This window comes from Vibrio sp. V39_P1S14PM300 (assembly GCF_009904765.1).
GTDB classification, from domain to species: Bacteria; Pseudomonadota; Gammaproteobacteria; order Enterobacterales; family Vibrionaceae; genus Vibrio; species Vibrio proteolyticus.
Window position 1 is genome coordinate 1 of sequence record NZ_WXWP01000221.1, and the last position, 24,726, is coordinate 24,726.

A 24,726-nucleotide genomic window follows, 5' to 3' on the forward strand; every position below is an offset into this window, starting at 1 on the left:
TTTGTTGAGGTCGCCAACACCGCTAGCTTCACCAAAGCCGCCGACAACCTCTCACTCAGTCGCTTGCAGGTTTCACGTCACGTACAGGACGTCGAAAGCTGGCTGAAGCAAAGGCTGTTGCATCGCACCACCCGCAAAGTCAGCCTGACCAGCGCCGGCGAAGACGCATTGGTTCGTTGCGAGCGCATTCTCAGCGAAACCACGGCATTGGAGCTGGACTCGATGCTACATCGGGACTCCTTATCAGGTACGATTCGTGTCGCCTCGCCAATCGGGTTGGCGCAGCACATGTTGATTCACGTGGTAACGGCGTTTACTCGCCAGCACCCACAGGTGACCATCGACATCCTCGCCTCAGACCGATTTTCGCAGCTGGTTGATGAGCGCGTGGATATCGCTTTGCGTTATACTCACCAGCCAGACGATCACCTGATCGCTCGTCAGCTGATGGCCATCGACGCGGTGATCTGCGCCGCTCCGGATTATCTGGCCGAACACGGCGTTCCTGCTCATCCGGACGATCTCAAACAGCACAACTGTCTGGTTCATCTTGACGCACATCGCTGGGAGTTTGTGCGCCACAATCAGCCATTTCAGGTACAGGTTGGTGGCACCATCAAGGCCAACGATGTACTGACGCTGATGCAGGCAGCCAAAGATGGCGTGGGTGTGATTCGTCTGCCGTGTGATTTAGCCAACCCACTGCTGGCTGACGGCCGTCTGATCTCTGTTCTCAACGACTACTACATTCCGGTCAGTAAGTTGTGGGCCGTGTATCTGTCACGCAGCTACCAGTCTCCCTTAGTCAGGCAGTTCATCGATTTTATCGCCGAGGCATGGCAGCAGGATATTTTGCGGCCGTCAGCCTGAGGACGAGAAGTGATAACGCAGGCCTAAACTGAATGCTATGTCTGTGGAGTTGTCCATGTTGAACACATTTTCAGTAGCCGAGAACTCCACCAGCAGGCGATCGAAATAATAACGGTAGCCGAGAATCACTTCGTTGGTGACATCGGACAGGTCGCTGTCGTCGTCTAGGATGCCTTCATAACCGTGATACTCCAGCAGCACTTCATGACGTGTCCAGAATCGGTAACCGTACCCCACAGCGACAGCCCAGCTGTAGGCTTTACTCGGCAGGCTGTTGAGGATCATCCGATCTGGCTTGCGATGAGTGACCCCGACGGTGGAAAACCAGGCATGGGCGCCGGACTGATAGCTGTAATTGAGCTGCAAACCTTGCTCAAAGCTGTGCGTGGTGAACGGATAGTCATCCACGTCGTTGTAATACAGGCTGGCGCCCAACGCGAGCGCATGGTTCTGCTGCTGCCACAATCGATACTGGAGGTAGCCGTGCAGTGCCCGAACAACCACCTCATCTTCAAAGTCACTCACCTGAATGCCGTAGCGTTCGTTGGCGATAGTAAACTGGTGCTTATCCACTTCATCACGGCCGTTTTGATCCAAGCCAAAAAAGTCATGAAAATCAATGGTCAGGCTATCCAAATGATTATTTCCGGCCCAGCCGAACTGATACTGCAATTCCGCCGTCCAACGCGGGTTCAACGCCCACTGAATCCCAGCAAACACCTGATTCTGGTAATAGTCGAGCTGGTAGTCTTCATTTCTGGCCCAGATACTGGCCACCGTTCCTGTCGCGAACAGTTCGCTGCTCTCTGGCGTAAAAGCAGAGCGCAGCTGAGTAGTGAGCACCGTGGACTGATAAGGTGCCTGAGAGTAGATTCGCATCGGAGTAGAGCGCAGACCAGCGCTGACTGAAAAACTGAACAACGATGCGCTCCCTGCCATGTATACAAGTGAGGATCGAAACATAACCGCCGCCATTGATTGAGCATCCCAGCAACACATGGTGAAATCGTGGTACGCCAAACTCGAATCGGCGCCGCTGTACAGGTGCTCTTACTTGCTGTTTTAAATAAAAAATACTGAGCTTAGTGTTGAGTGTAGGAGGGAAAACCCTTTCCTGCCAAACCAAGTGCTTGCGGTGAAATGATAAACGCCCGCTCAACTGAGCAGGCGATTAACATCAGGTTCGTTTACCGGCGCGCCGCCGACTCTATCTTGTCCCACTGATAGAAATCCTGCTTGTAGCAGACGCTGCCCCAGAGTGCGAAGGCGTTGGCAGTTCTGAGTTCGCTTTCCGGCAATTCGCACTGCGTCAACGTGTGTCCGACCGGATCATAATGACATCCCATGGCCGCTTTATCTGGCTGAAAAACCACCGCGTGGTTGTCCTCATTCAGCCAGGCAAAATTCTGATGGAACTGCATCACCGCCCGGCGTTTATGCGGCGCCACCTCTTGCGTCAGATCGTGTCCACACATGGGGTGGTAGGCACTGATCCCCGCCAGAGACAGTAGCGTTGGCGGTAAATCAATCTGGCTGGTTAAGCGATCGTCCTCGCGCGCCGATACACCACCACCAAATATCACCGCCGGTATATGGAAACAATCAATCGGCACGACCTGATCCCCATACGCACGTGAGTCATGATCGGCAACCAAAACAAAAATGGTATCATCCCAGTAATCCGATTGCTTCGCCTGCTCAAGGAACTGACCCAGCGCGTAATCGGAATATTTGACGGTATTTTCCCGCGTGGCGGCCGGCTGATTATACGGTTCAATTTTGCCTTGCGGATACTCGTATGGAGAGTGGTTGGTGGTGGTGAACACCAAACTGAAGAAAGGTATCTCCTGCTGCGAAAGCATACTGAACTGCTCATGCGCCTTACGGTAAAGATCTTCATCGCACGCCCCCCAGGAGCCAACAAACTCCGGATTGCTGAAAGTAGGCAGATCCTGTACATCGACAAACCCATTCCCCAGCAGAAAGCCTTTCATATTGTCGAAATGGCTCTCTCCGGCGTAGATGAATTGCGTATGGTAATCTTCGGCTTTGAGGGTTTGAGCCAGAGAGTAAAAATTGTGCTGACTCTTCGGCAGTTTCACCACGGCATTCGCCGGAGTAGGAAAAAAGCCCGTGGTGACCGCTTCAATCCCCCGGATCGAACGGGTCCCGGTTGCGTACAAACGAGTCAGATTCCAGCTCTCTTGCATCAGTCGGTCCAGGTTCGGCGTCAGTGGTAAACCGCCTAGGCCCCCAACAAAGCGTGCTCCCAGGCTCTCCTGAAGCAAAATCACGATGTTTTTACGTCGTCCAGCGTAACTTGCTTCGCGGTACGCCAATGTCGGCAAGTGTGGTTCGCTAAAGGCACTGGCGGGCAACTGGCTGTTCTGTTGCACCGTTTGTACAATGTCGTCGATCGGCATCGACGGATACATCTTGGATGAGTCCGCCACTTTGCGCATCAATTTCAGCGCGTACAACACCGAGTAGGTCGAGTTAAGCGCAAAATCGTTCATCAAGTTGTCATGGGAGAAGGCAATCATTGATGGGTTGATACCACGATGGCCTAAACTGGAACGGGCACCCAGTACGCAAAGCGCAACCGCGCCGAGTGCGACCACAGGCCGCCAGTACCATTCCGGGGCCGATAATCCCTGCACTAAATAATCGGAAAACTGCCAGCCAAAGTAGAGCGTTGACAGCGAGATCGCCAGGCCAAATGCCAGTTCAAGCTTGTAGCCCTGCCACATCATGCTCATCACTTCTTTTGGGTAGATGAGGTATTCGACAAAAAAACGATTCGGACGCACGTCGTACTCTTCAATGAAAAACGGCGTCGCTGCTTCCATATAGACCAGCAACCACAAACCGAACGTGATCCATAGCGACAGCAATACCAACCAGGCTTGACCCAAATAAGGCACGCCCACCAACAGAGGGGTGAGCAGACACGGCAGGATCACCAGATAACATAAGCTGACAACGTCCATGCGCAATCCAGACACAAAGATCGGCTTCCAGCCACGGGCGTTGGACACGCGCTCTCTCTGCCAGACACACAACAAGGTGCGGGAAATGGTCAAAATTATCACGCCGGATACAAACAGCATCAGCATAGGGAACATCACGCCGGTCACTTGCTTGACCGGCTCCAACAGAGAGAAAAACGACATCAATACATCCTAACTACGTCGACAGGTGCGGAATACATCCAGAGCGGACTGATATTCCTGAGTGTGAACATCCATGACTCCCAGGACCGAGTGGAACAGATTGTCCTGAGAATAAGTATTTTTACGGGTTGCCTCTTGTTTGAGGCAGTCATAATTTACGTGCTTGCTCTGCTGAAAGCCTGGTGACATCCAAACCCACATCGGCACACGTTTCTGATAATCCGGTGCCAGACTGTAGGGCATTCCATGCAGGAAGAGGCCATTTTCGCCCAACGATTCACCGTGATCGGAGATATAGACCAGCGCGGTATTATAACGTTCCTGAAGAGACGACAATTTATTAATAGTTTTCTTCAATACGTAATCGGTGTAACGCAACGTGTTGTCGTAGGTGTTGACGATCTCATCCACTGAACAGTTTTCTATGTCGGCCTGCGCGCACTCCGGTTGGTACTCGCTCATGCTCTCAGGGTAACGGCGGAAGTACGTCGGGCCATGGCTACCCATTAGATGCAGCACCAGCACCCGGTTGCCTTTCATCGCAGCCACGTTGTCATCAAACTGCTCCAGTAACGCGGTGTCGTAACACGAGCCGTTCTGGCATTGAGCATCCTGACGTTTGCGATCCACCACGATTTTATTGACGTTTTTGGCCACCTTCTTGTCGCCACCGTCGTTCTCTTTCCACAGCACCGACACTTGAGCCCGTTGCAAAAGGTCCAGCAGATTGTCCTGATTATCCGCTTGCTGTCGATTGAATGTTTGACGATTCAGCGCCGAAAACATACATGGCACCGAGATCGCCGTTGCGGTACCGCATGAAGCCACGTCCTCAAACTTCACAATGTCCAGCTCGCGGGTAAACGGTGTGGTGTCACGCGCATAGCCGTTTTCCGGATAATTCTGAGCGCGCGCTGTTTCCCCCACCACCAGTACCAACAGAGTCGGCTTGACTTCAGCTTGCTGCAGAGCCTGTGGTGTCTGCTTCGCATCCAGACCAATCTGTTGGTACGGTTGTGGCGTGGTGAAATACGTCTCTTTGATATAACTGTTGGTGGCGTGAACCCATTGGGTCGGGATGATCAGACGCACCAGGTATTTGTTGTTCCGGCCAACCGACACGTAATCTTGATAAAACACACCCGCAACTGCCGCCACCACCAGCAGTGACACCAGCATTGAGGCGCCTTTTTTTAGCACCAGTTTGGCCACAGTGCGTTCTTGTTTCAGCTTAACGTTATAAATTATCAACGCCGGTAGCACGCCCATCAGTAGGGTCCACACTACCGAGTAAACGCTGAGGTATGATCCGGCTTCAGTGGTATCCGTTTCGATGATGTTGGTGATCATCTCCTGATCGAACACTGAACCATAATTAAACTCGGCATAACTGACCAAGGCCGATACCAACACCAGAGCAATAAAAAATGGCTTGGCGATCCGCGGCCAGCTGAAAACGTTGAACAACAGGTTGAGCACCGCGGCAAAAAACACCGGGACAGACACAACAAATCCGGGATCCACCGCTTCCAGTTGACTCAATACCTGATACAGTTCTTTGTAAACCGGAAGGTTCACCACCAAGGTAAAAAACAGGGCTAACCATAAAGTAAATGAGACGTACGAAACGCCCGTTTGGGAAAAGCGTTGTGGTTTCATAGGCAAACTCAAAGCAGGATCGAACCCCAGACAAACAGCGCCAATCCCAGCGCAACAAATACCGCCGAAGAGCCGATGTCCTTGGCCCGGCCACTCAATTCATGCCAGTCATCACTGATACGATCCACCACGGCTTCAATTGCCGAGTTAATCAGTTCAACAATCACCACCAACAGCAAACTGCCAATCATGGCAATCCGTTCGAGATGAGTGACCGGCAAAGCAAAAGCCGCGACACTCAAGATAACCGTCAACACCGCTTCCTGACGGAATGCGGCTTCATGTTGCCAAGCTGACTTCAGCCCCTGGATGGAATAACCGGTCGCATCGACCACACGACGAACACCTGATTTACCTGGCTTCACTTTCTACCTACTACTTTCTGGATAACACGGGATCCAGCACGAACGGGGGTCCGTCCTGGTATGCATGGCTATGAGTCTCGGGCACTTTACGCCAGCGGACGTGAACAATTTGTGAAAACCGCCAATGAATGGGCCCCAACCGATAGCACACACTGATGACCACCAACGAGATATCGCAAGCGGGTATCCACGCAAAGTGGCGCGAGTGCTGCCTGAACCGTACCAGCGCTCAAACAATATCGAAGACACGGATCTGAATGCTCATGGCAGTTGAAACAAAGGGGAAGGCTAATCATGTACATTTCCTCGTTCAGTGACAGAACGGGAAATGTACACTGTTTGATTACTCGGATTCTGTCTGGTCCGTGTAACAGAATGTCCGGCTATGTAAGAAGGGGGAAATCGATGATCAACGTCATATTAGAATGGTAAAACAGGCCCCGCCCAGCGGGCTGTCACCCACTTCCACGGCACCATCGTGCAACAAGGCAATCTGCCGGACGATGGCCAAACCCAGACCATGACCACTGGTGGCCTTGTTACGCGCTTTGTCGGCACTGTAAAACGCATCGAACAGATACGGCCATTCCTTGGGATCGATGCCCTGCCCGTCATCATGCACCTCAAGTCGCAACGTTTCTTGTTCACGTTCAACTTTGAGCATGATGTGTTGATCGGCATAGCGCATCGCATTACGAGCCAGATTATCCAATGCACGGCGCAACAAGTGAGGATCAAGACGAGCCGTGCCGACCGACGCCGTCACCTCCAGAGTCAGTTGTTTGTCGGTTTCGCCTTGCCAACGCTGCATCAACGGCGCCAGCCACTGCTGCACATCGACGTCCTGCGCTTGGATCGGCATATCCGTGCGCTCCATTTTGGCATAGTAGAGCAGCTCTTCCACCAGCTCACTCATCTCATCAATATCTTCAACGATGCTGTTCACTGTATCGCGCTGCTCGGGTGTCAGCGGCGTATCGGCGAGCAAATCCGCCTGCCACTGCAAACGAAACAGCGGTGTGCGCAGTTCGTGTGCCACCGCATCGGTCAGCAGCTTATTGCTGGTGATCAGGGTAGAGATTTTGTCCGCCATCAGGTTAAAGCTTTTGTTGAGTGAGCCCACCGAACGGGCGCTGGATGTATCGGCTCGTGCCGTCAGATCCCCTGAGGCGAATGCCAGCGTGGTACGTTCAAGCGCGCGGCTCCGGCGGCTGAGAAACCAAATCAGCAGCACACAGTAGAGCGCAAACCCACCAAGGAAGAACACCCACAGTAAGTTGTCATCAAATGCGATCGCTTTGCGCAGCGGCGACTCTTCGTCTGGAAACAGACTGTAGAAATAGGAGTGTTCATCAAAGCGGAACCAGATATTGCGGTCATCATCAAACTTGACCATCCGCTGCGGATCGGCAGCAAAGGCCTGACCGATCTCGGTCGGCAGTTCCGCGCGATGATAACGACTGAGGATCATACAGGTTTTGTCTGCGTAGTGTTGCACCTTGTTGACCGCAGCCTCCTCTCCCCGGTTGAGGTAGGTCGGCATCATCAGCGTGTGCATCGCTTCGGCTTGATACTCTTCCAACACGTAGTCGTAATCCGTATTGAACTCGTACACGATCAGCTCATAACCCAGCAAAGTAGCAAAAAACAGCGCGATTAGGCCCACAAAGGCCTCAATGTACATGCGTTTCATAGTGGCTCCGTGACTCAGTTCCACGCATCCGGCAGGAACATATACCCTTTACCGCGCACAGTTAGGATCCGCTTGGGAGGCACACTGACGTCCGCCAGTTTGCGACGCAAAATCGCCACGCGGTTATCAATGGTGCGATCCGTCCCGTCGTACTCAATGCCCCGCAGAGTACGGGTCAGGCTCTCGCGTGAAAGGATCTCTTCAGGGTGAGACGCAAGCAGCCACAACAGATCAAATTCACCATCGGTCAGCGCCACCGTCTCACCGTCGAGTAAACACTCGCGACGCAAACAGTTGAGAGACAACTTACCGAACTGGCGACTTTTCTCATCGCATTTATGCTCCTTGATTTCCGGACGACGCAACAGCATCCGGACACGCGCCAGCAACACCCGTGGCTTGATTGGCTTGGTGACAAAATCATCCGCGCCAATTTCCAACGCGGCCACATGGTCGAAGTCGTCATTACTGGCAGTCAGCATCATGATTTTGCCCTGATAATGCTCGCGGATTTCACGGCAGACACTTAATCCGTCTTTGCCCGGCAACATTAAGTCCAACATCACCAACGCGGGCTGCTCGGCGAGGATCACCTCCGCCGCCTGACTCCCTTCTGCCACAAGTGTGACGTTAAACCCTTGAGACAAAAAATAGTCTCCCAGCATTTTCTGCAGTTTTACATCATCTTCAACGATAACTAATTTGTTGCTATCCACAGTTATTCTCATTATTTGCTGTTCTAGGTCTGAGCTTAGTCTTAATTGTCAGACCGCTATAAGGAATCTATATAATTCCAGATTAAAAACATTGTTCAATAAATTATTTCCTATTTTTGACAATTAATCCCTCATTGTCTGTGAGGTCGGTCCACATGAATAGGATTTCACTGCTCGCAAACTGATGTCAGTTGAGATGGGAACGCTAGCGAGCCCAGACTGCCCGCAACGTTACGGACGGCCGCAGCATCCGAAACAGCTGGGTCAACATCACTGCCTGCTTGGTTCGGTCACACGCTGGAATTTCGTGCATCACTGCAGCGGTGAACCGTTTGATATTCAGTTACAGGGACATTTACACTGTAAAAACGGACGGGTGTTGGTGAAAGGTGCCGTAAGCCGAGAATCTACTGTCAGTCTCATATTGATGCCGGAGAGCTGGAGGAAGTATTTGAGCAATGGCACGTGCCCGGTGTCGACTTCTCCGTCATCTCTCATCGCGACAAATATCGACCTAAACGGCTGCGGACTTTCATCGACTTTGTGGTCGCCGCGTTTGCCGACTCCCGCGAGTAAAAAGGCGCGGAATACCTACGCCTTTTGGTTAGTGCGAACAAAGATTTCGTTTGTCTTTATGCCAGCTTCAACTCATGTTGCAGGCGGTATTGCACCATATCTTCAATAGTGAGTACTGGCATGTTGTGCCGTTTGCCAAACGCAACAATCTCTGGCGCTTTGGCCATGGTGCCATCGGGATTGGTCACTTCACACAACACCCCGGCGGGTTGCAACCCAGCCATTTGCATCAGATCAACCGTCCCTTCGGTATGACCGCGACGTGTCATCACTCCGCCAGCGCGTGCACGCAGCGGGAAAACATGCCCTGGACGAGCTAAGTCATCCGGCTTGGCTTCCGGGTTGGCTGCCGTTTTAATCGTGGTGACACGATCTTGCGCCGACACGCCCGTGGTTACGCCTACTTTGGCTTCAATAGACACCGTAAAAGCGGTCTGATTGGCACTGTTGTTGTTCACCACCATAGGCGGCAATTCCAGCTTATTGGCCTGCTCGTCGGTCAGACACAAACACACAATCCCGCTGCACTCACGGATCATCAACGCCATTTGAGCGCTCGTCAGATGTTCTACAGAATAAATGATGTCGCCTTCGTTCTCGCGGTCCTCGTCGTCCAGCAGCAATACGCCACGGCCTTCACGCAGGGCCGTCAGTGCGTTTTCTACGCGGACAATCGGATCGCCGAACTCGGCAAGCAAAGATGACTGATTCATGGTTTAACTCCTAAAAATCACCAGAATCAGGGCTGTTTATGAGGGATAAAATCCAAAACGAAGTGCACCAGTGCGCGGGGTGCGTACTGGTGGATTGTCATTCTCTCTCATCCGGACTGTAACCGTCGGCTCTGGCTTCTCACCAGATCTGCTGACCTCGACGAATCGAGCGCTCGCGGGCTGATCCAAACTGGATATACCGCCGGTGGGGAATTCCGCCCCGCCCTGAGAATTAAAAAATTAAATGTCCTCGTTCACTCTGCGAGCGAACGAGGACATATGGTATTGCTTTCACTGTGAATTGAAAAGCAATCTCACCGAGATATTTGAGAAAAGTCAGCGAACAAACAGTCTATTGAGGAGTTTTTCTGCCGATTTGGCGTAACGCAGCAACCAACGGCCACGGGGCAACCAGGACGGTGTACTGAGCACTGTTTTGGCTTTCGACATGGTACGAAACCCTTCCACGCCATGATAGTGCCCCATCCCCGATTCACCAATCCCCCCGAACGGCGCATCGTCCGCCGCAACATGCATCAGTGTGTCGTTAACGCAGACCCCTCCACTGTGAGTTTGTTGCACGATTTGTCGCCGCAGCACCGTATCGTTGCTGATCAGATACAACGCCAAAGGACGCGGTTTACTGTTGACATAACTGATCGCTTCACTCAAATGGGCATAACCGATCACAGGTAAGATCGGGCCGAAAATCTCTTCCTGCATCAACAACATTTTCTCTTTCACCCGAGTCACCAGGTGCGGCAGCATCTGTCGCCCCTGTAACGAACTGCCCGGATCAATGGTGTGCAGTTTCCCACCGTGTTCAATCGCATCGTCCAGGTACCGTTGCAGGCGGTCGTATTGCGCCTGATTGATGATCTGCGTCATTTCCCGACCCAGATCGCCAGCCGGAAAATAGTGTTCGAAACGTTGCAGGTAAAGGTCAATAAACTGCTGCTCTTTGCCCTGCGGCAGCAGAACATAGTCCGGTGCCACGCAGATCTGACCGGCATTACTGGATTTGCCAAACATAACAATGTCAACGGCTTTGCTGATATCGGCATCATCTGCCACAATCACCGGTGACTTTCCGCCCAACTCCAGAGTCACTGGCGTGAGATTTTGCGCCGCCGCCTGAGCCACCAGACGCCCAACCTTGGTCGAGCCGGTAAACAGCAGATGATCAAACGGCAGGCGGCTAAAGAAGCCTGCGATCTCTGCCCCACCTTCGATGGTGTAAATTTCCCCCTCCAGCACTGAAAAAATTCGGCTTAATACCTCATTAGTGTGGGGCGTAAATTCACTCAGTTTCACCATGACATGATTGCCCGCGGCGATTGCCGTCACCACAGGACCAAGGCTGAGAAAAATCGGAAAATTCCACGGCACAATCACGCCGATCACACCAAGAGGCTGGTAGTGCACCTGCAAAGAAGACGGAGACAACAGCAGGCCCGCTGAACGTTTCTCCGGTTTCATCCAGTGACGCAGGTGACGTCTGGTATGACGCAGATGCTGAATGGATGGCAATAAATCGCAGATGGTCGAATCAAACTGGGTACGAAAACCGTAGTCATGGCGCAGTGCCTCGCTCAACGCGTCCTGATGCTCTAACAACGCACCGTACAGCGCGTCTAGCCGCGCCATTCTCTGAGCGTAATCTGACCAGGGCTGAGCCTGAAAAGCCGCTTGAACAGTACGAAAGATCGCCTGAAGATCGTCTTCGGTTTTGATGTGCTCCCGGTTCCAGCGGTTAATATCGACGACACGTTCCATATTCTGCTTCCAATGCTCTGCTATGGCTTAACTTTATCATTTATAAGCGGATTGTCACTCTACGAGATACCGTAAAATGACCTACGAATCGCCGAACATCGTCTCCCTAACCGGGAGATTGCATCACGTTCTTTAGTGACATCCGCTAGAAAGCTTAGGAGAGTTCACGCAGAAAAAACCATTTTCCCGGCTGACTATGCCATCCGGGTCAACTTTTTGCAGCCAAACAACGGCATCACACCCACAATGTTGCCATGATCGTCCTGATACTGAACCCAGACCCTCCATTTATCGATCATTTTCATTCCGAGCAACGCGGCGTGACGACCGGGAGCTAGATGACGGCGAAACGCACAATGGCCATCAGCAACGTGAATACGGTCCAAGGTACAATTGGACAACTGGGAGCAAAAGAACAAAGCGCCACAACGCTCTGCATAGTGCTCGATTTCCGTCAGTGCCACCGAACAGAGGCGGTTCACCGGGACATACACACAATGTATCGGCCCGCGGCTGCGCCCTTTAGGTTGAGACACCAGCAACAGCCGGCTTTCACGACAAGGTAAACCGTGGTCATAGCCAGTGGCCAGAGTGCCGCTGTGACACAAACTTAAATCACATTCGCAGAGTTCTCCTCCAACGCGGGCAATGGTCAGCGGAACACGCCGAACAAAGGTGTCCAGGTCATCAAGCATCAGCCCGTACGCTTGTTGTAGAGTTAACGACATAAGCAATCCTCAATGTAGCCGACAAAAAACGCAGGCAGGTACATTGAGTAAAGCGTCAATACGGATTTTTTTCCTCCTTCCGGCCGGCAATTTGCCCAATGTCCCAATTTCCAGACACGGGTTTCAGACTTTTCCTCGAGTACAAAAAAAAGCCACGCAACCGCGTGGCTTGACGGCACAAGACACCTGCTCAGGTCACATACTGAACACCGCTTGGCTGACGGTAAATGCACTCGCTGCGAATGACATTGAACTGGGCATCAGAATGCTGCGCATAGATGTGCCACAAACCGTTCTTCCTTACGCCAATAATGTTTGCAGCAGTGGTGTCGTCATAAGTGGTGTTCGAATTTTGATCACCGCGACCAAAGGATGTCTGGAATTCATTTTGCGCGGCACGCTGTAAATCTTTAGCCGGGAAATCCGTGGTCGGCCGAAGATGGACAAACTCAATACTGTTGCCCTGTCCCTGGCGAATCGCAAACGTACAGCCCGACAGTCGCGTGGTGCAGAGAAACTTCGCGTCGTCATAATGGCTGACCCGCACGATGTGCTCCGGCTTTAACTTCTCCACTTCCGTCACAGGAATGTGAATGCACTTAATTGGCCCTTTCGCTCCGCTCTGGGAAGTAGGGGTAAAGCGCAAACGGTTTTCGACCGTCGCCACCCCCTGATTCCAGCCTCTGGCTTGTGTCCCTTGTAGGGATAAGTAGTAATCCACTTCATTCACTTTGGAGCCCGCCCCGTACACAATCACCGGAACCCGATTCATAAAAGTAGCCAGATCGTTGAGCATCAGATCATAGGCCTGTTGGAGTGATAATGGCATGTATGTCCCTCTGTTTTTCTATCCATGAAATGCCACTACAGTAAAGTACATCTTGAACAAAATGCCCGGTTGAGATGCAGAAACGGAAGCCAATTGACATTTTTCATCGTGAAACAGTGCAACAGAAAGCAGTGCCTGACAGCGTGTTCGTGGGGGTACAGGAGCATAATGCTGACAGGCACTGACAAGATGTCCATCACAACGCCCTCTCTGGCAACGCGGTGGACAATATTCAGTCTGCCGCTGAACACGGAAGAAAAACAGAGACAAGTTACAGATGTTTTTTTCCGGATAAAACGTAGCAGGGGTCATAATCAGCCACTTCGACCAGCCAGAGACGAAAATGCGGAACGAAAGCAGGGAAAGATTTCTTATTTTCGCGCGCCGGATTTCGGTAAACTGAGACAGTATGCTGAAAAGTGGGGAGCACCAACGTGTCTGATCTGAATTTACTGCGCTATTATTCGCGTCTGGCACCGCTGGGCATTGCGGAGCCCATTAAACTGGCCCTGTCGGACATTGCGGAACGGCTGTTCACTAGTCTTCGTCATGCGCGTAACCTGCTAAATCAGATGCAAAAACACGGCTGGTTGAACTGGGAGCCCAAAGTCGGACGCAATCAGCGCTCAACTCTGATCCTCAACATTGAGCTGAGCGAACTGAAACAGCTCTTGGCGGCAGAGCGTGTCCGTCAGGGCCGCTATGAAAAGGCGCTGGTCATTCTGGACAACGACCAGCGATCGTTCGGCCGCTTACTGCAGAGCACATCCGGAGCCTCAATACGTGAGGGCCGACTGCACATTCAACTGACCTACAAACGTCCATTCGAACGGCTGGTACCGCATCAGTTGCAACGCTCCAGCGAACGCTTTTTTCTGCGTCAGATCTACTGTTGTCTGGTGTCGAGTGATTCGAAGGGCCACGTCCAGCCAGAGCTGGCGCACCATTGGGAATGCGCCAATAATGCCTGCCAATGGACGTTTTACTTACGTCCCGGGCTGGTTTTTCACAATGGTGACATTATCGACAGTGACACCATTGTCAGCCTGTTCGCGAAACTGAGCAGTCTGGATGACTATCAGACCGAGCTGGCTCATCTGGTCACCGTCAGCGCCCCTCAGCCGCACAAGGTGGTATTCACGCTCAGTCAGCCCGACTTAGGTTTTGCGGGCCTGATATCTGGCGTCCGTTACGCCATTCAGCCCACCAGTCAGGTGAATAACGCGCAAACGTATGATGTGATTGGCAGCGGCCCGTTTGAAGTTCAGGAACACTCTTCCAGTCAGCTGAAATTACAGGCCTTTGAACGCTTTTATGCCTGCCGGGCCCTGACCGATCAAGTCACGATCTGGTTGCTGGAGGGACAAGAGCCAAACCAGCCCATGATCAGCACTAATCAGCCTGGTGCTGGCGCGGTCGCCACATCTGCCTGCAATTATTATCTGAGTTCAGAGCCCCCCCAGTCTGACGCGCACGAGACACAACATTCGCGAGTGGAAGACGGTTGCATGTTCGTTCTGTTTAACCAAAATGCTGCCAGCCCACTCAGTGAAGCGCAGCGGCGCTCGCTGTCCAACTACTTGTCGGCAGACAAACTGGCCGTGAGACTGCAACAACAAGGGGCACAGTTCGGCTCCGTCGTGGCAAGCAACTTGCTCCCAAGCTGGCATAAGATCACCCGCCCTCTGGCCCCCGAAACCCGCCTGCCCAAAAAACTCACTATCGCCGTTTATGATTACACTGCGTTAAAAAACTGTGCTGAAGGCATACGTTTTTTGCTCGAGCAACAAGGCATACGAGTAAAAGTAAACACTTACTCTTATCGGCAACTGATACAACAATCTAAACGTCAGACGCTGACAGAAGAGCTGATCATCACCAATATGAATCTGGACGACAACCGCCACGCCTCTGCATTCGCCAATCTATTTCACAACCCGGTGCTGCACAACGCGATCGGCCCCCCAGCCAGCCAGTGGTTTCACGAAGCGCTGAGACAATTGCGCGCGGTAACCCCGTTGAACCAGTATCTGGATGCGCTGGAGCCGCTGGCTTCGGCTCTGATCACAGAGTATTGGCTGACCCCACTGTTCCACCATCGCCAGACTTTGCGTTTTCACGGCGTGTTGAAAGACGTCGCCCTCACCAACTGGGGCTGGCCGGACATCAAAAACGTCTGGTCGGCAGACTGAATGGTGTCAATGTCTGAGATGGCGGAGGTGAGTGAGCGCCAGGGGAATACAACGCAGGGCAGCATCGCGCTCTGCGCCGATGTGCGCTGACACAATCGCGCCCTCTTTTAGCAAGCACAGCAAATCCAGCCACTGCGCATCACGGCATTCAAGTCGATTTCGGATCAAAACGCGCACATGCCGTTTATGCGCCGCACAGTACTCTGCAATGCGGTTGTCCTTTTCTCCTAACTCTGCGGAGGTGTTGATAAAAAAGCAGCCACGAAACGTATCCAGCTCAGTCACCCGATCGTGAAACCAGTCATCCAACGCGTGAAACAGTGCCTGCACCACAGCAGCATCATCCGTCTGGCCACTTAAACACCCATCCAGCCAGGACAAAAAACGCTGATCCCGCGCTTCGAGAGTCGCCAGCACCAGGGCCTCTTTACTACTGAAATGGTGATAAAGGGTTTTTTTCGCCACTCCGGCGACTTTCAATACTTCGTTGATGCCAACGTTGTTGACACCGTGGTCATAGAACAGCCTCAACGCCGTATCGACCAACAAATTCCGTTTATCGCTCATGATTCACCTCACTGATTGCATGTTGACACAGGTAGACCAAGTTGTCTACTATGCAAGGTAGACAACTTGGTCTACCAAAAGGAAATCATCATGAACAATCCACTTTTTGCATTAATCTCCGGTATTGGTGCGTTTTTGGGCATTGCAGTGCTCTCTCTGGCAGACAGCGCACAACATGAATTCATTCTGCTCATGGCTCCATTCGGTGCCACTGCCGTGCTGGTGTTCGGCGTCCCTGACAGCCCTCTGGCACAAGCGAAAAATGTCATTATTGGTCATCTGCTTACGGCGTTCATTGGCGTGTGCTTTGTTCAGTTTGTCGGTGTCACGCCCCTCTCAATGGCCGCCGCCACTGGTCTGGCCGTCAGTAGCATGCTGCTGACGAAAACCACGCATCCGCCAGCCGGCGCAAACCCAATGCTGATCATGCTGGCCGGACAAAGCTGGTCGTTTTTAGTTTCGCCGGTACTGATTGGCGCCGTGACTCTGGTGTTGGTGGGTCGTCTGATGCAACGTGCCCAGCGCTTGAATGCTCAAAAAGCCTGAGGCACAAACAAAGACGGCAGATCCGCCTGTCGTCTTTGCCAAACGGGCGGCGTGATTCAACCGTGCGGGCCACCACTGGATTGCCTAAACTGTGTTCAACACTTCATTGCAACTGGAGCACAACATGGCCAACAGAAATACCGCCCTGATCACCGGCGCATCAGGGGGAATCGGGTTGGAACTGGCTCGTATTCACGCTCAGAAAGGGGGCAACCTGGTGCTGGTCGCCCGCTCCAAAGACAAACTGGAAGCGCTCAAGGTGGAGCTGGAAAACCACTACAAAGTCTCCGTCCTGACAATTGTGGAAGACTTATCTCAACCGGACTCGGCCCAACGTATTTTTGACCAAACCCTAGCACTCGGCCTGCAGATTGATACGCTGATCAACAACGCTGGCTTTGGCGGTCATGGCTATTTTCATGAGCGCTGTCTGTACGATGAACAAGCGATGATGCAGGTCAACATGGTCACGCTCACCAACCTGACTCACTACTATTTACCGGGCATGATCACCCGGCGCAAAGGCCAGATTCTCAATGTTTCTTCCACCGCCTCATTCATGCCGGGTCCGCTCCAGGCGGTGTATTACGCCACCAAAGCTTATGTCACCTCGTTTACCCAGGCGATTGCCGAAGAGGTGCGCGAGCACAATGTCACCGCCACCGTACTTTGTCCTGGCGCGGTAGCGACCAACTTTGTGACGGCCGGGAACCTGGAAGGCGTCGGCATCTGGAAAAATGCCAAGAGCCCGGAATCGGTGGCCCAAGTCGGGTATCGGGCGATGGAACGCGGCAAACTGGTGGCGTTTAATGAAGGTACCTTGCGCATGATGCTGGAATGGATCATGCCGTTACTGCCGCGAAAAATGGTGCTCAAATTGTCGCGACAAGCGATGGAAAAAAGCCATTGAAACACAACTAAAAACGGCTCCTCTGGGAGCCGTTGTGTTGTCTGTTTAAGGCTTCAACAACCCTTGCTCGCGTAACATCTGATGAGCCATCTTAGGCGCATGCCACAAGGTCGGTAACAGAATAAACGACGCGGGTACCGCGGTGATCACGATGAACGACTGCAAAGCAGAGATACCGCCCTCACCCATAGAGATCAAGACGATGGCAACAGCTCCCATCAGCACACCCCAGAACGCACGCACCAAAGCATTCGGTTCTGATTGTCCGGTCAATACCACACTGATGGTATAAGTCATTGAATCACCAGTAGTAACAATGAACGTGGTGGTCAGCACCAAAAACAGCAACGCGGTCAGTACAGGGAACGGTAACTGCTGCGTGATAGCCAACAGCGCACCTGGTAAATTAAACCCTTCGAAACCCGAGGCAATCACGCCCGGATTATCCAGTTCAAACGCCAGCCCGCTGCCACCCACAATGCTGAACCAGAAACAGGTGATCAGTGGCGCTGCCACACTCACTGCCAGAATCAACTGACGTATCGTCCGGCCACGAGAAATACGCGCAATGAAAATTGCCATCATCGGACCGTAACCAATAAACCATCCCCAGAAAAACACTGTCCACCAGCTCAGCCAGCCGGTATCTCCGCGATACAGTGCCATCGGCACAAACTGATCGACCATGCGGGCCACGCCCTGCATGTAACCATCAATAATGAAGCTGGTTGGCCCGGCCACCAGAATGAACAGCACCAGAGCAACCGACAAAATGATGTTGTAGCGGCTGACAATCTGAATACCCTTGCTCAAACCACTGAGCGCCGATACGGTGTACATCAACATCGCAAACACCACCACCAGACTCTGGCTGACAAGGGTATCCGGCAGACCGAACAACTGATTCAGCGCATAGCTGATCTGCAAACCTAAGAAGCCAATCGGACCAATGGTTCCTGCCGCGACCGCCAAAATACTTAACCCGTCAATCACACTGCCAACCCAGCCGTGCAGCGCGCGCTCGCCAAGCACCGGGTACAACAGAGTACGCGGTTTGAGCGGCAGACCTTTGTCGTAATGCAGATGCATCAGCACGATAGAAGACAGACAGCCGAGGATGGCCCACGCGAGAAACCCCCAATGCATAAACGATTGTGACAATGCATTGATCGCCATACGGCGCGGAGACGCGTCACCAAAAATCGGTGGCGCAGAAACGAAATGCGCGATCGGCTCAGCCGCCGCCCAGAATACGCCGCCGCCCGCCAGCAGCGTACACAGAATAATGGAGATCCACTTAAAGGTGTCGATCTCTGGGGTCTTCAACGCGCCCAGACGTACGTAGCCAGTCTGACCGAATGCCAGCACCAGCCCAATCACAAAATTGGCCAGCAACAGAATTTGCCAGAACGCACCAAACCACTGTGTTGCGTAGCTGAAACCCGTGTTCACCAGAGAAGAAAGAAGAGGAGTATTGACGATCGCCAGAACCACAAACAGAGACAGGAAGCTGCCGCTTAACCAAAACACCGGGTTATTCAGCGCCAGTTGAGTACGAAGAGAGGATGACTGCGGAGGGTGGATCGCTGAGTAATCCGCCTCGGAAATGCTGGATGGCTCTGCGCTCAGGGTAGATCTAGACATAGAAATTTCGCTTTTTTTGCCCGAAAGAATCGGCGCGTGAATGGCCCTCACATCAGCAAGAAGTGTGAGGCTGATCATAAAAGCGTGCCATCCTAACATAGCGGACGGGGCAATTGCATCCCGGATCGCCGGCGTGCCCGCTGAAATTAAAACGACCAGACCTCATACAATATGCACCCAGGCACATCTCACGCTCAGGTCGATTTCTTTGTCATCGTCTGTTTCAGTGCAATCCTAACTGACGTTGTGTCCCATTTGATAACACGATTTACAACCCCATATTAAAACGCGCTTTCCACTCGAAGACGTCAATGGCCGGATGGTGGACACTCGCGGATTTCTCAACGATGGCCATTTCCGCCATTTTATTGATTAATAGCAGAGATAAAAAAGCCCGGGAACACCGGGCTCAATATCATCTGGCATGATTGGCGTTAGCGGATGTCAGGATAGCGACGCAACATCACCAGAATCAACACTAAAGAGAGCAGCGCGAAACCAGCGCCAACGTAACCAATGCCCTGCAGTGAGCTGAAATGTATCACCTGACCACCAATCAGGGCGCCCGCCCCAATTCCGAGATTGATGATGCCGGAAAACATCGACATGATCATGTCCGACGCGTTCAGGTCGATGTTGAGCACTTTCACCTGCATCGCCAGCACCACCACCATCAGCGCGGTCCCCCACAACACCAACATGGTCGCGGTAGCCCACTGACTGCTTACCAGCATCATCATCAGCGCCATACACAACATCACAATGACGGTATTGGTCACCAGCAGTGGCGTGTTGTTCTTCTCTCCCCAGTAACTGAAAATGACACTGCCAATGATGCCAGCGCCACCAAACAGCAGCAGCAAGAAGGTAGTGAAGTTGCCACTCATGGCGCCGATGTTAATCATAAACGGCTCAATGTAGCTGTAAGCCGAATAGTGGGCGGTGAATATCAGGAAAATGAACAGATACAAGCCCATCAGCGTCGGCTTTTTCAGCAGTTCCGGCAGTTTTTGTGTGGTATCCGTAAACAGACTTGGCAGTTTTGGCAACAGGCGCCACAACACCAGCATGATCACCATCGCCACCACACCGATCAGGGCAAATGTGGCCCGCCAGCCAAACCACTGACCGATAATTCGCCCAATCGGCACGCCAAGTACCATCGCCAGCGAGGTTCCGGTTGCCAGCACGCCAAGAGCCAGGGTTTTCTTACCCGGAGGCGCAACCCGAATGGCAATGGAGGCCGTAATAGACCAGAACACCGCATGGGCAAACGCTATCCCCACCCGACTGGCGATCAGGGTTTCAAAACTCCAGGCCAAAATCGAAAAGACATGACTGACAATGAATAGCGTAAACACACACAACAGCAAGGTTTTACGCTCGATTTTGCTGGTCAGCATCATCATCGGCAGCGACATCGACGCAACAATCCAGGCGTAAATGGTCAACATCCAGCCAGCAGAGGCTGGCGTGATGTCGAAATCGCGGGCAATATCCGACAACAAACCAACCGGCACAAATTCGGTGGTGTTAAAGATGAATGCACTGAAGCCCAGAGCAAACACTCTCAAATACTGAAGATGGCGAGAATCAGACCTCACCGGGGGAGTAGTTTCAGACATAGGGTTACAACAAAAAAGTGACAGGGAACACAGCGCGATTATCTCGTTTTCAGGTTACAGAACAAGCACTTTTACAAAAATAATTGCATATTCCTTAATCTGACGAATAAAACGTGCCAAGACGACACATCAATCACAGACAATCATCCGAAGCGCAAGGCAGATCAAGCTTCATGGTTATTTCACATTTATCCCCTTTCGCCTGTCCTACACTCTAAATGCAGTCTGTCGCCACTGTACTCAAGGAGGGGAGGATGATCGCCAAACACAGAAACTACCTTTTAATGGGAACCGAGTATTTTCATGCGCGGATGCAAGTAAATCCAGTAGGGGTGCTCGATGTCGACATCGTCGAAAACCAGCAGCATTACCGTTCAAATTTTGATGATCTGAAATTTGAAAAGCAGGGTAAGCATGTTCGTGTGATTGGTCGCGAAGAAGTCAGAGGTGCGCGCCCCTGGCAATTGACGCTGGCAGAAAAAGACGCCGACGATCTGCATCAGATCATCGAACAGGCCAGTGAAGAGCTGGAAATTCTGCATCGCGATTTGATGTGACTGAAAACGTTACTCGCAGTAGTGAGCCAGTTGCGAGTATTCTTCTTCCTCTAAGGTAAAATAACGCAGTATGCCTTTGATCGGCTGCCCGGTCATATCGGCCATCACATAGTCGTAGTATGGCGATTGCGTGACCTCCTGCAACCAGTATTCCCCGTTCACTTTCTGAGCAATCAGCAAGGTGTACTCCGGTACCTGAAGCGCGTCAATATCGCGGCTGTGAGTGACCGACACGTCCGGGTGTGTTGCGACAAACTGGTTAAGTTGATGGGACCAGTCAGCATACCACTCCCCTTGCAACACCGGGCTCTCACCCAATACGGCCACCACCTGATTGTGATTGAACGCCTGACAAATTGCGTGTCTGGGGACCGGCGGATCGGTATCAGGTGCACAGGCACTGATGCCGTATACAGAAACCAATAAAATGCCTACCCGACCGGCGTATGAGATCATAAATCGCCTCGTAAATGAGTCAGTTATAACTAGTTATAGCCTATCTCATTGTGACTTCAAGGCGCGGAGTGGCGCGTTGATTCCCAGAAACCCAGCTCAACGTGATAACACGTGTTGCCAACGTTCAGGCAACTTGGCCACCAGTTTGTCCCCAACCTGAGTGAAATTTGGCATCAAAGCATACACCGCCGTAATGAATAGGACTGAGCCAAACAGATCGGCTGGTCGGTGCATACCCAACCACAACCGGCTATAGGCTACGGCCAGTGCCCAGGCGAGTACCCCCACGGCCAACGCGTAGCGCTTACGTTCAAAGAACAGACCGCCAAAGAACGCCACACAAATCGCCGCAAAAAGCGTGTGGCCGGATGGGAAAGAAAAATCTTTTTCCCCCTGCCAGTTCACGGTGCGCCAGTGGCTCACTTCTTTTTGGGCTTCCTGAATCACCGCCGCTTTTTGTGCAGTATCCAGTTTGTAGAAATGACCCGGGTCCGGGATCAGCAACTGCGCGGTCAGCAGTTCAGTGTAAGGACGAGGGCTTTCCGTTAGGTGTTTAAGGCCGGTTTTGCTGGCAAACCCTATTATCAGGATCAGTGCGAGTTGTAACATGCGTGACGCCCATTGCGCTTTTGGGATTCGCAGTATGAACGTCAGGGCAGTAAGAAAAATCAGGGTAAACAGGAAACCTTTACTACCAGCGGAATTGGTCAGCATGTTGTAAGTGATTCCAGTCAAGTCAGACACGTGAGAGAGCAAGTCCACATTGGTGCTCAGTAAACACACCGGTACCAACAGCACCGACATCAGCAGTAGCATAAGTAACCCATTGTATTTACTGTATAAGTGCTCTTTCATCGCTCATTCCGCCCAAGCAACCATTGGAAGATTCGGCATGGTAGCCGACAAGCAGGCCGGGAATAATCAATTTGCTGTCAAATCGCGGAAAGTAAATCACACAAGTGAGAAAAACGTCTCAGAGCCACCGCCCCACAGACTGAGGCAATGGCTCATGATCGCTCAGTTTGGCTCGTCGGATAGCTGCTGTAAGATGGCCGCGGCAGCCGTGCGCGGGTCTGCGGCATGACAGATAGCCGACACCAAAGCGACGCCATGCACGCCCGTCTCCCAGACTTGTTGGAGGTTAGCCGGATGAATGCCGCCAATCGCCACCACCGGATAACGGCTGTTGGCCAGCGCATACTCCAGCCCGGGTATCCCCCACTCGTTCTGGATGTTGGTCTTAGTCGGGGTCAAGAAAATCGCACTCAGCCCAATATAGTCGATCGGCAGAGCCTCCGCGTCGGCCAGTTGCTGCTCATTTTCAATCGACAACCCGAGCAGTTTATCATCACCAATCAGACGGCGGGCGATGTCTGCTGGCATATCGGACTGCCCAAGGTGCACTCCGTCTGCCCCGACCGCAAGTGCCACATCTACTCTGTCATTAATAATCAACGGCACCCCGGAACCTTGCAAGACCGCTTTGACGGCTTCGGCGCGCTGGATAAACGCCTGCACATCACCGTGTTTTTCACGGACCTGCACCATGGTAACCCCACCGGCGACCGCTTCCGCCACCACCTTCTTGAGCCTGGTGATGTCTTGTTGATCATCCGTCACCAGGTACAAACGGTAAGGATTCATAAAAGAGTCTCCGCTTCTGCGCTCGGTCATCGCAGTTTGAGGCGCGATAACAGCACCGTTTCATCCAATTGATACAAGCTATCCAGCAGATGCATCTGTAAGCTACCCGGCCCGTTAGCTAACTCCGCAGCCAGTTCCCCCGCCACGCCCATGACCGCCGCAGCCGCCAGTCCTGAGGTTTCTCCAACAGCAGCGAACGCACCGGTGAGCGCGCTCAGCGTGCACCCCATACCCGTGGCATATGGCATCATGGCGTGACCATTGGACAGTGACTGAATGCGATCGGCCGAGACCACGTAATCACTTTCTCCGGAAATCACCACACTGGCCTGATACTGCTCTGCCAGATAATGCGCGGCGCCAACAGCCGCATCGCTACTGTCCAGCGCATCCACACCTTTACTTTGCGCCTGCTCGCCAGCCAGTGCGATGATTTCGGACGCATTCCCCCGAATAATCAGTTGCTGCGCCAGTTGCGCCAACTCGCGTGACGCTTGGGTACGCAAACGGCTGGCCCCACATCCGACCGGATCCAGCACCACGACTTTGCCGTGACTATTGGCCTGCTCCACCGCATAGCGCATCCGCGGCAGCCATTGACTGTCGAGGGTGCCAATATTGATCACCAGCGCACCAGCGAATGCCATCATTTCGGCCAGTTCCTGTTTGGAATGCGCCATGATGGGGGACGCTCCCAGCGCCAGTAGGGCGTTGGCCGTGTTATTCATCACCACGTAATTGGTGATATTCACCACCAGAGGTTTCTGCGCCCGGACTGCGCGTAATGCGTCTACGATGAGTTGTTTTTCCACGTCGTGTTCTCCTATTGTGCATCCAGACCTTGCTGCCAGAACGCCACTTCCATTCGGGTGGCGGTTTTGAATACCTGAATCAGATTTTGTCCGCGCGAGCTGTAGAGGTCGATGTCTGCCAGCAACTGGTTGAAATGCGCGGCGCCGTCGGCCACACCAGACTGAAACTCTTCACCGCCATAGAGATGCAACCAGGTCGCATACGGGTTGCCTTCAAGCAATGTCTCCTTTGCCGCCAACAGCGCGCGGCCTATCTCTGCGTAACCGATGGAGCACGGCGCCAAAGCGGCATAAAGATCGACCAGATCACCGCTCATTCCCGCGTCCAGTACAAAGCGAGTGTAGGCGACGGTCCCGACATCTTCCGCTTCATTTTCCATGTCTCGCTCTGTCAGTCCCCACTGTTCGCAGTAGCGGACGTGATGAGCAATTTCCGAGTCCAGTAGCGCGTGTACACTTGGCAACGCGCGCCGCATGTCCTCCAGCGTGCGCGCTTTGTAAATAGCCAACGCGTACGCACGGGCGTACTGCTTGAGAAACAGAAAATCCTGTTGCAGATAGTGCAAAAAACAGGGTTGTGGCAAAGCCCCACTTGCCAGTTGCTGAACAAAACGATGCTGGGTATACGCCTGCCAGTCATCACGGCAAGCCTCTATCAAATCCTGATAATTCATC

Annotated in this window: 24 protein-coding genes and 1 riboswitch; of the genes, 6 read left to right on the plus strand and 18 right to left on the minus strand. The window is 52.6% G+C overall.

Annotated elements, in window-relative coordinates; translation table 11 throughout:
* On the plus strand, positions 1–870 hold an 870-nt coding region (locus CAG65_RS11135), incomplete at its 5' end, for a LysR family transcriptional regulator (RefSeq protein ID WP_161453669.1).
* Here CAG65_RS11135 and CAG65_RS11140 read toward each other — a convergent pair.
* From CAG65_RS11140 to CAG65_RS11165, 6 genes are all read right to left on the minus strand, one after another.
* Positions 862–1,791, minus strand: coding sequence for a DUF3187 family protein (locus CAG65_RS11140; protein WP_161453670.1), 930 nt, complete (start codon positions 1,789–1,791; stop codon positions 862–864). The genes CAG65_RS11135 and CAG65_RS11140 overlap by 9 nt on opposite strands.
* A gap of 266 nt (positions 1,792–2,057) precedes the next feature.
* Positions 2,058–4,043: an LTA synthase family protein gene (locus tag CAG65_RS11145; protein WP_202599351.1), complete on the minus strand. Its 1,986-nt coding sequence runs from the start codon at positions 4,041–4,043 to the stop codon at positions 2,058–2,060.
* 9 nt (positions 4,044–4,052) lie between these two features.
* Entirely contained in the window at positions 4,053–5,702 is a 1,650-nt protein-coding gene (locus CAG65_RS11150) for a phosphoethanolamine transferase (protein WP_161453671.1), read from the minus strand.
* An 8-nt stretch (positions 5,703–5,710) separates the two neighbouring features.
* Positions 5,711–6,067: a diacylglycerol kinase gene (locus CAG65_RS11155; protein WP_021706781.1), complete on the minus strand. Its 357-nt coding sequence runs from the start codon at positions 6,065–6,067 to the stop codon at positions 5,711–5,713.
* A 415-nt stretch (positions 6,068–6,482) separates the two neighbouring features.
* Entirely contained in the window at positions 6,483–7,760 is a 1,278-nt protein-coding gene (locus CAG65_RS11160; RefSeq protein WP_161453672.1) for an ATP-binding protein, read from the minus strand.
* Positions 7,761–7,774: 14 nt separating this feature from the next.
* On the minus strand, positions 7,775–8,488 hold the full coding sequence (locus tag CAG65_RS11165) for a response regulator (RefSeq protein ID WP_040903067.1): 714 nt from the start codon (positions 8,486–8,488) through the stop codon (positions 7,775–7,777).
* Positions 8,489–8,672: 184 nt separating this feature from the next.
* On the opposite strand from CAG65_RS11165, the gene CAG65_RS22455 reads away from it, so the two are divergent.
* Complete coding sequence (locus CAG65_RS22455; RefSeq protein ID WP_443098392.1) at positions 8,673–9,161, plus strand: hypothetical protein; 489 nt, start codon at positions 8,673–8,675, stop codon at positions 9,159–9,161.
* Here the strand turns inward: CAG65_RS22455 and ribB are convergent.
* The 4 genes from ribB to CAG65_RS11185 form a co-directional block, all read right to left on the minus strand.
* Positions 9,109–9,765 carry a 3,4-dihydroxy-2-butanone-4-phosphate synthase gene (gene ribB / locus CAG65_RS11170; protein ID WP_021706777.1) on the minus strand — a complete coding sequence of 219 codons (657 nt, stop codon included), beginning with the start codon at positions 9,763–9,765 and terminating at the stop codon, positions 9,109–9,111. The genes CAG65_RS22455 and ribB overlap by 53 nt on opposite strands.
* A 95-nt stretch (positions 9,766–9,860) precedes the next feature.
* A riboswitch (FMN riboswitch) is annotated at positions 9,861–10,002 on the minus strand.
* A gap of 99 nt (positions 10,003–10,101) precedes the next feature.
* Entirely contained in the window at positions 10,102–11,541 is a 1,440-nt protein-coding gene (locus CAG65_RS11175; RefSeq protein ID WP_161453673.1) for a coniferyl aldehyde dehydrogenase, read from the minus strand.
* 194 nt (positions 11,542–11,735) lie between these two features.
* Positions 11,736–12,269, minus strand: coding sequence for a hypothetical protein (locus CAG65_RS11180; RefSeq protein WP_161453674.1), 534 nt, complete (start codon positions 12,267–12,269; stop codon positions 11,736–11,738).
* A gap of 190 nt (positions 12,270–12,459) precedes the next feature.
* Positions 12,460–13,098 carry a hypothetical protein gene (locus CAG65_RS11185; RefSeq protein ID WP_161453675.1) on the minus strand — a complete coding sequence of 213 codons (639 nt, stop codon included), beginning with the start codon at positions 13,096–13,098 and terminating at the stop codon, positions 12,460–12,462.
* A gap of 434 nt (positions 13,099–13,532) precedes the next feature.
* Here CAG65_RS11185 and CAG65_RS11190 point away from each other — a divergent pair, with 434 nt between their 5' ends.
* Positions 13,533–15,290, plus strand: coding sequence for an SgrR family transcriptional regulator (locus CAG65_RS11190; RefSeq protein ID WP_161453676.1), 1,758 nt, complete (start codon positions 13,533–13,535; stop codon positions 15,288–15,290).
* Positions 15,291–15,296: 6 nt separating this feature from the next.
* On the opposite strand, the gene CAG65_RS11195 is transcribed toward CAG65_RS11190, so the two are convergent.
* Positions 15,297–15,857 carry a TetR/AcrR family transcriptional regulator gene (locus CAG65_RS11195; RefSeq protein ID WP_161453677.1) on the minus strand — a complete coding sequence of 187 codons (561 nt, stop codon included), beginning with the start codon at positions 15,855–15,857 and terminating at the stop codon, positions 15,297–15,299.
* A 90-nt stretch (positions 15,858–15,947) separates the two neighbouring features.
* Here CAG65_RS11195 and CAG65_RS11200 point away from each other — a divergent pair, with 90 nt between their 5' ends.
* Positions 15,948–16,403: an HPP family protein gene (locus CAG65_RS11200; RefSeq protein ID WP_021706771.1), complete on the plus strand. Its 456-nt coding sequence runs from the start codon at positions 15,948–15,950 to the stop codon at positions 16,401–16,403.
* Positions 16,404–16,527: 124 nt separating this feature from the next.
* Positions 16,528–17,313 carry an SDR family NAD(P)-dependent oxidoreductase gene (locus CAG65_RS11205; protein ID WP_161453678.1) on the plus strand — a complete coding sequence of 262 codons (786 nt, stop codon included), beginning with the start codon at positions 16,528–16,530 and terminating at the stop codon, positions 17,311–17,313.
* A gap of 45 nt (positions 17,314–17,358) precedes the next feature.
* Here CAG65_RS11205 and CAG65_RS11210 read toward each other — a convergent pair whose 3' ends face one another.
* Positions 17,359–18,957, minus strand: coding sequence for a BCCT family transporter (locus tag CAG65_RS11210; protein WP_161453679.1), 1,599 nt, complete (start codon positions 18,955–18,957; stop codon positions 17,359–17,361).
* 434 nt (positions 18,958–19,391) lie between these two features.
* The gene (locus CAG65_RS11215) at positions 19,392–20,582 is read right to left on the minus strand and encodes a sugar transporter (protein WP_161453680.1); all 1,191 of its coding nucleotides are present in this window, start codon (positions 20,580–20,582) and stop codon (positions 19,392–19,394) included.
* 254 nt (positions 20,583–20,836) lie between these two features.
* Here CAG65_RS11215 and CAG65_RS11220 point away from each other — a divergent pair, with 254 nt between their 5' ends.
* On the plus strand, positions 20,837–21,139 hold the full coding sequence (locus CAG65_RS11220; RefSeq protein ID WP_021706767.1) for a hypothetical protein: 303 nt from the start codon (positions 20,837–20,839) through the stop codon (positions 21,137–21,139).
* 9 nt (positions 21,140–21,148) lie between these two features.
* On the opposite strand, the gene CAG65_RS11225 is transcribed toward CAG65_RS11220, so the two are convergent.
* The 5 genes from CAG65_RS11225 to tenA form a co-directional block, all read right to left on the minus strand.
* Positions 21,149–21,595: a hypothetical protein gene (locus CAG65_RS11225; protein ID WP_161453681.1), complete on the minus strand. Its 447-nt coding sequence runs from the start codon at positions 21,593–21,595 to the stop codon at positions 21,149–21,151.
* A gap of 96 nt (positions 21,596–21,691) precedes the next feature.
* The gene (locus CAG65_RS11230) at positions 21,692–22,450 is read right to left on the minus strand and encodes a phosphatase PAP2 family protein (RefSeq protein WP_021706765.1); all 759 of its coding nucleotides are present in this window, start codon (positions 22,448–22,450) and stop codon (positions 21,692–21,694) included.
* Positions 22,451–22,612: 162 nt separating this feature from the next.
* Complete coding sequence (gene thiE, locus CAG65_RS11235; protein WP_161453682.1) at positions 22,613–23,239, minus strand: thiamine phosphate synthase; 627 nt, start codon at positions 23,237–23,239, stop codon at positions 22,613–22,615.
* A gap of 26 nt (positions 23,240–23,265) precedes the next feature.
* Entirely contained in the window at positions 23,266–24,051 is a 786-nt protein-coding gene (gene thiM / locus CAG65_RS11240) for a hydroxyethylthiazole kinase (RefSeq protein WP_161453683.1), read from the minus strand.
* Between the two features lie 11 nt (positions 24,052–24,062).
* The gene (tenA, locus tag CAG65_RS11245; protein ID WP_161453684.1) at positions 24,063–24,725 is read right to left on the minus strand and encodes a thiaminase II; all 663 of its coding nucleotides are present in this window, start codon (positions 24,723–24,725) and stop codon (positions 24,063–24,065) included.
* Between the last annotated feature and the right edge of the window lies 1 nt (position 24,726).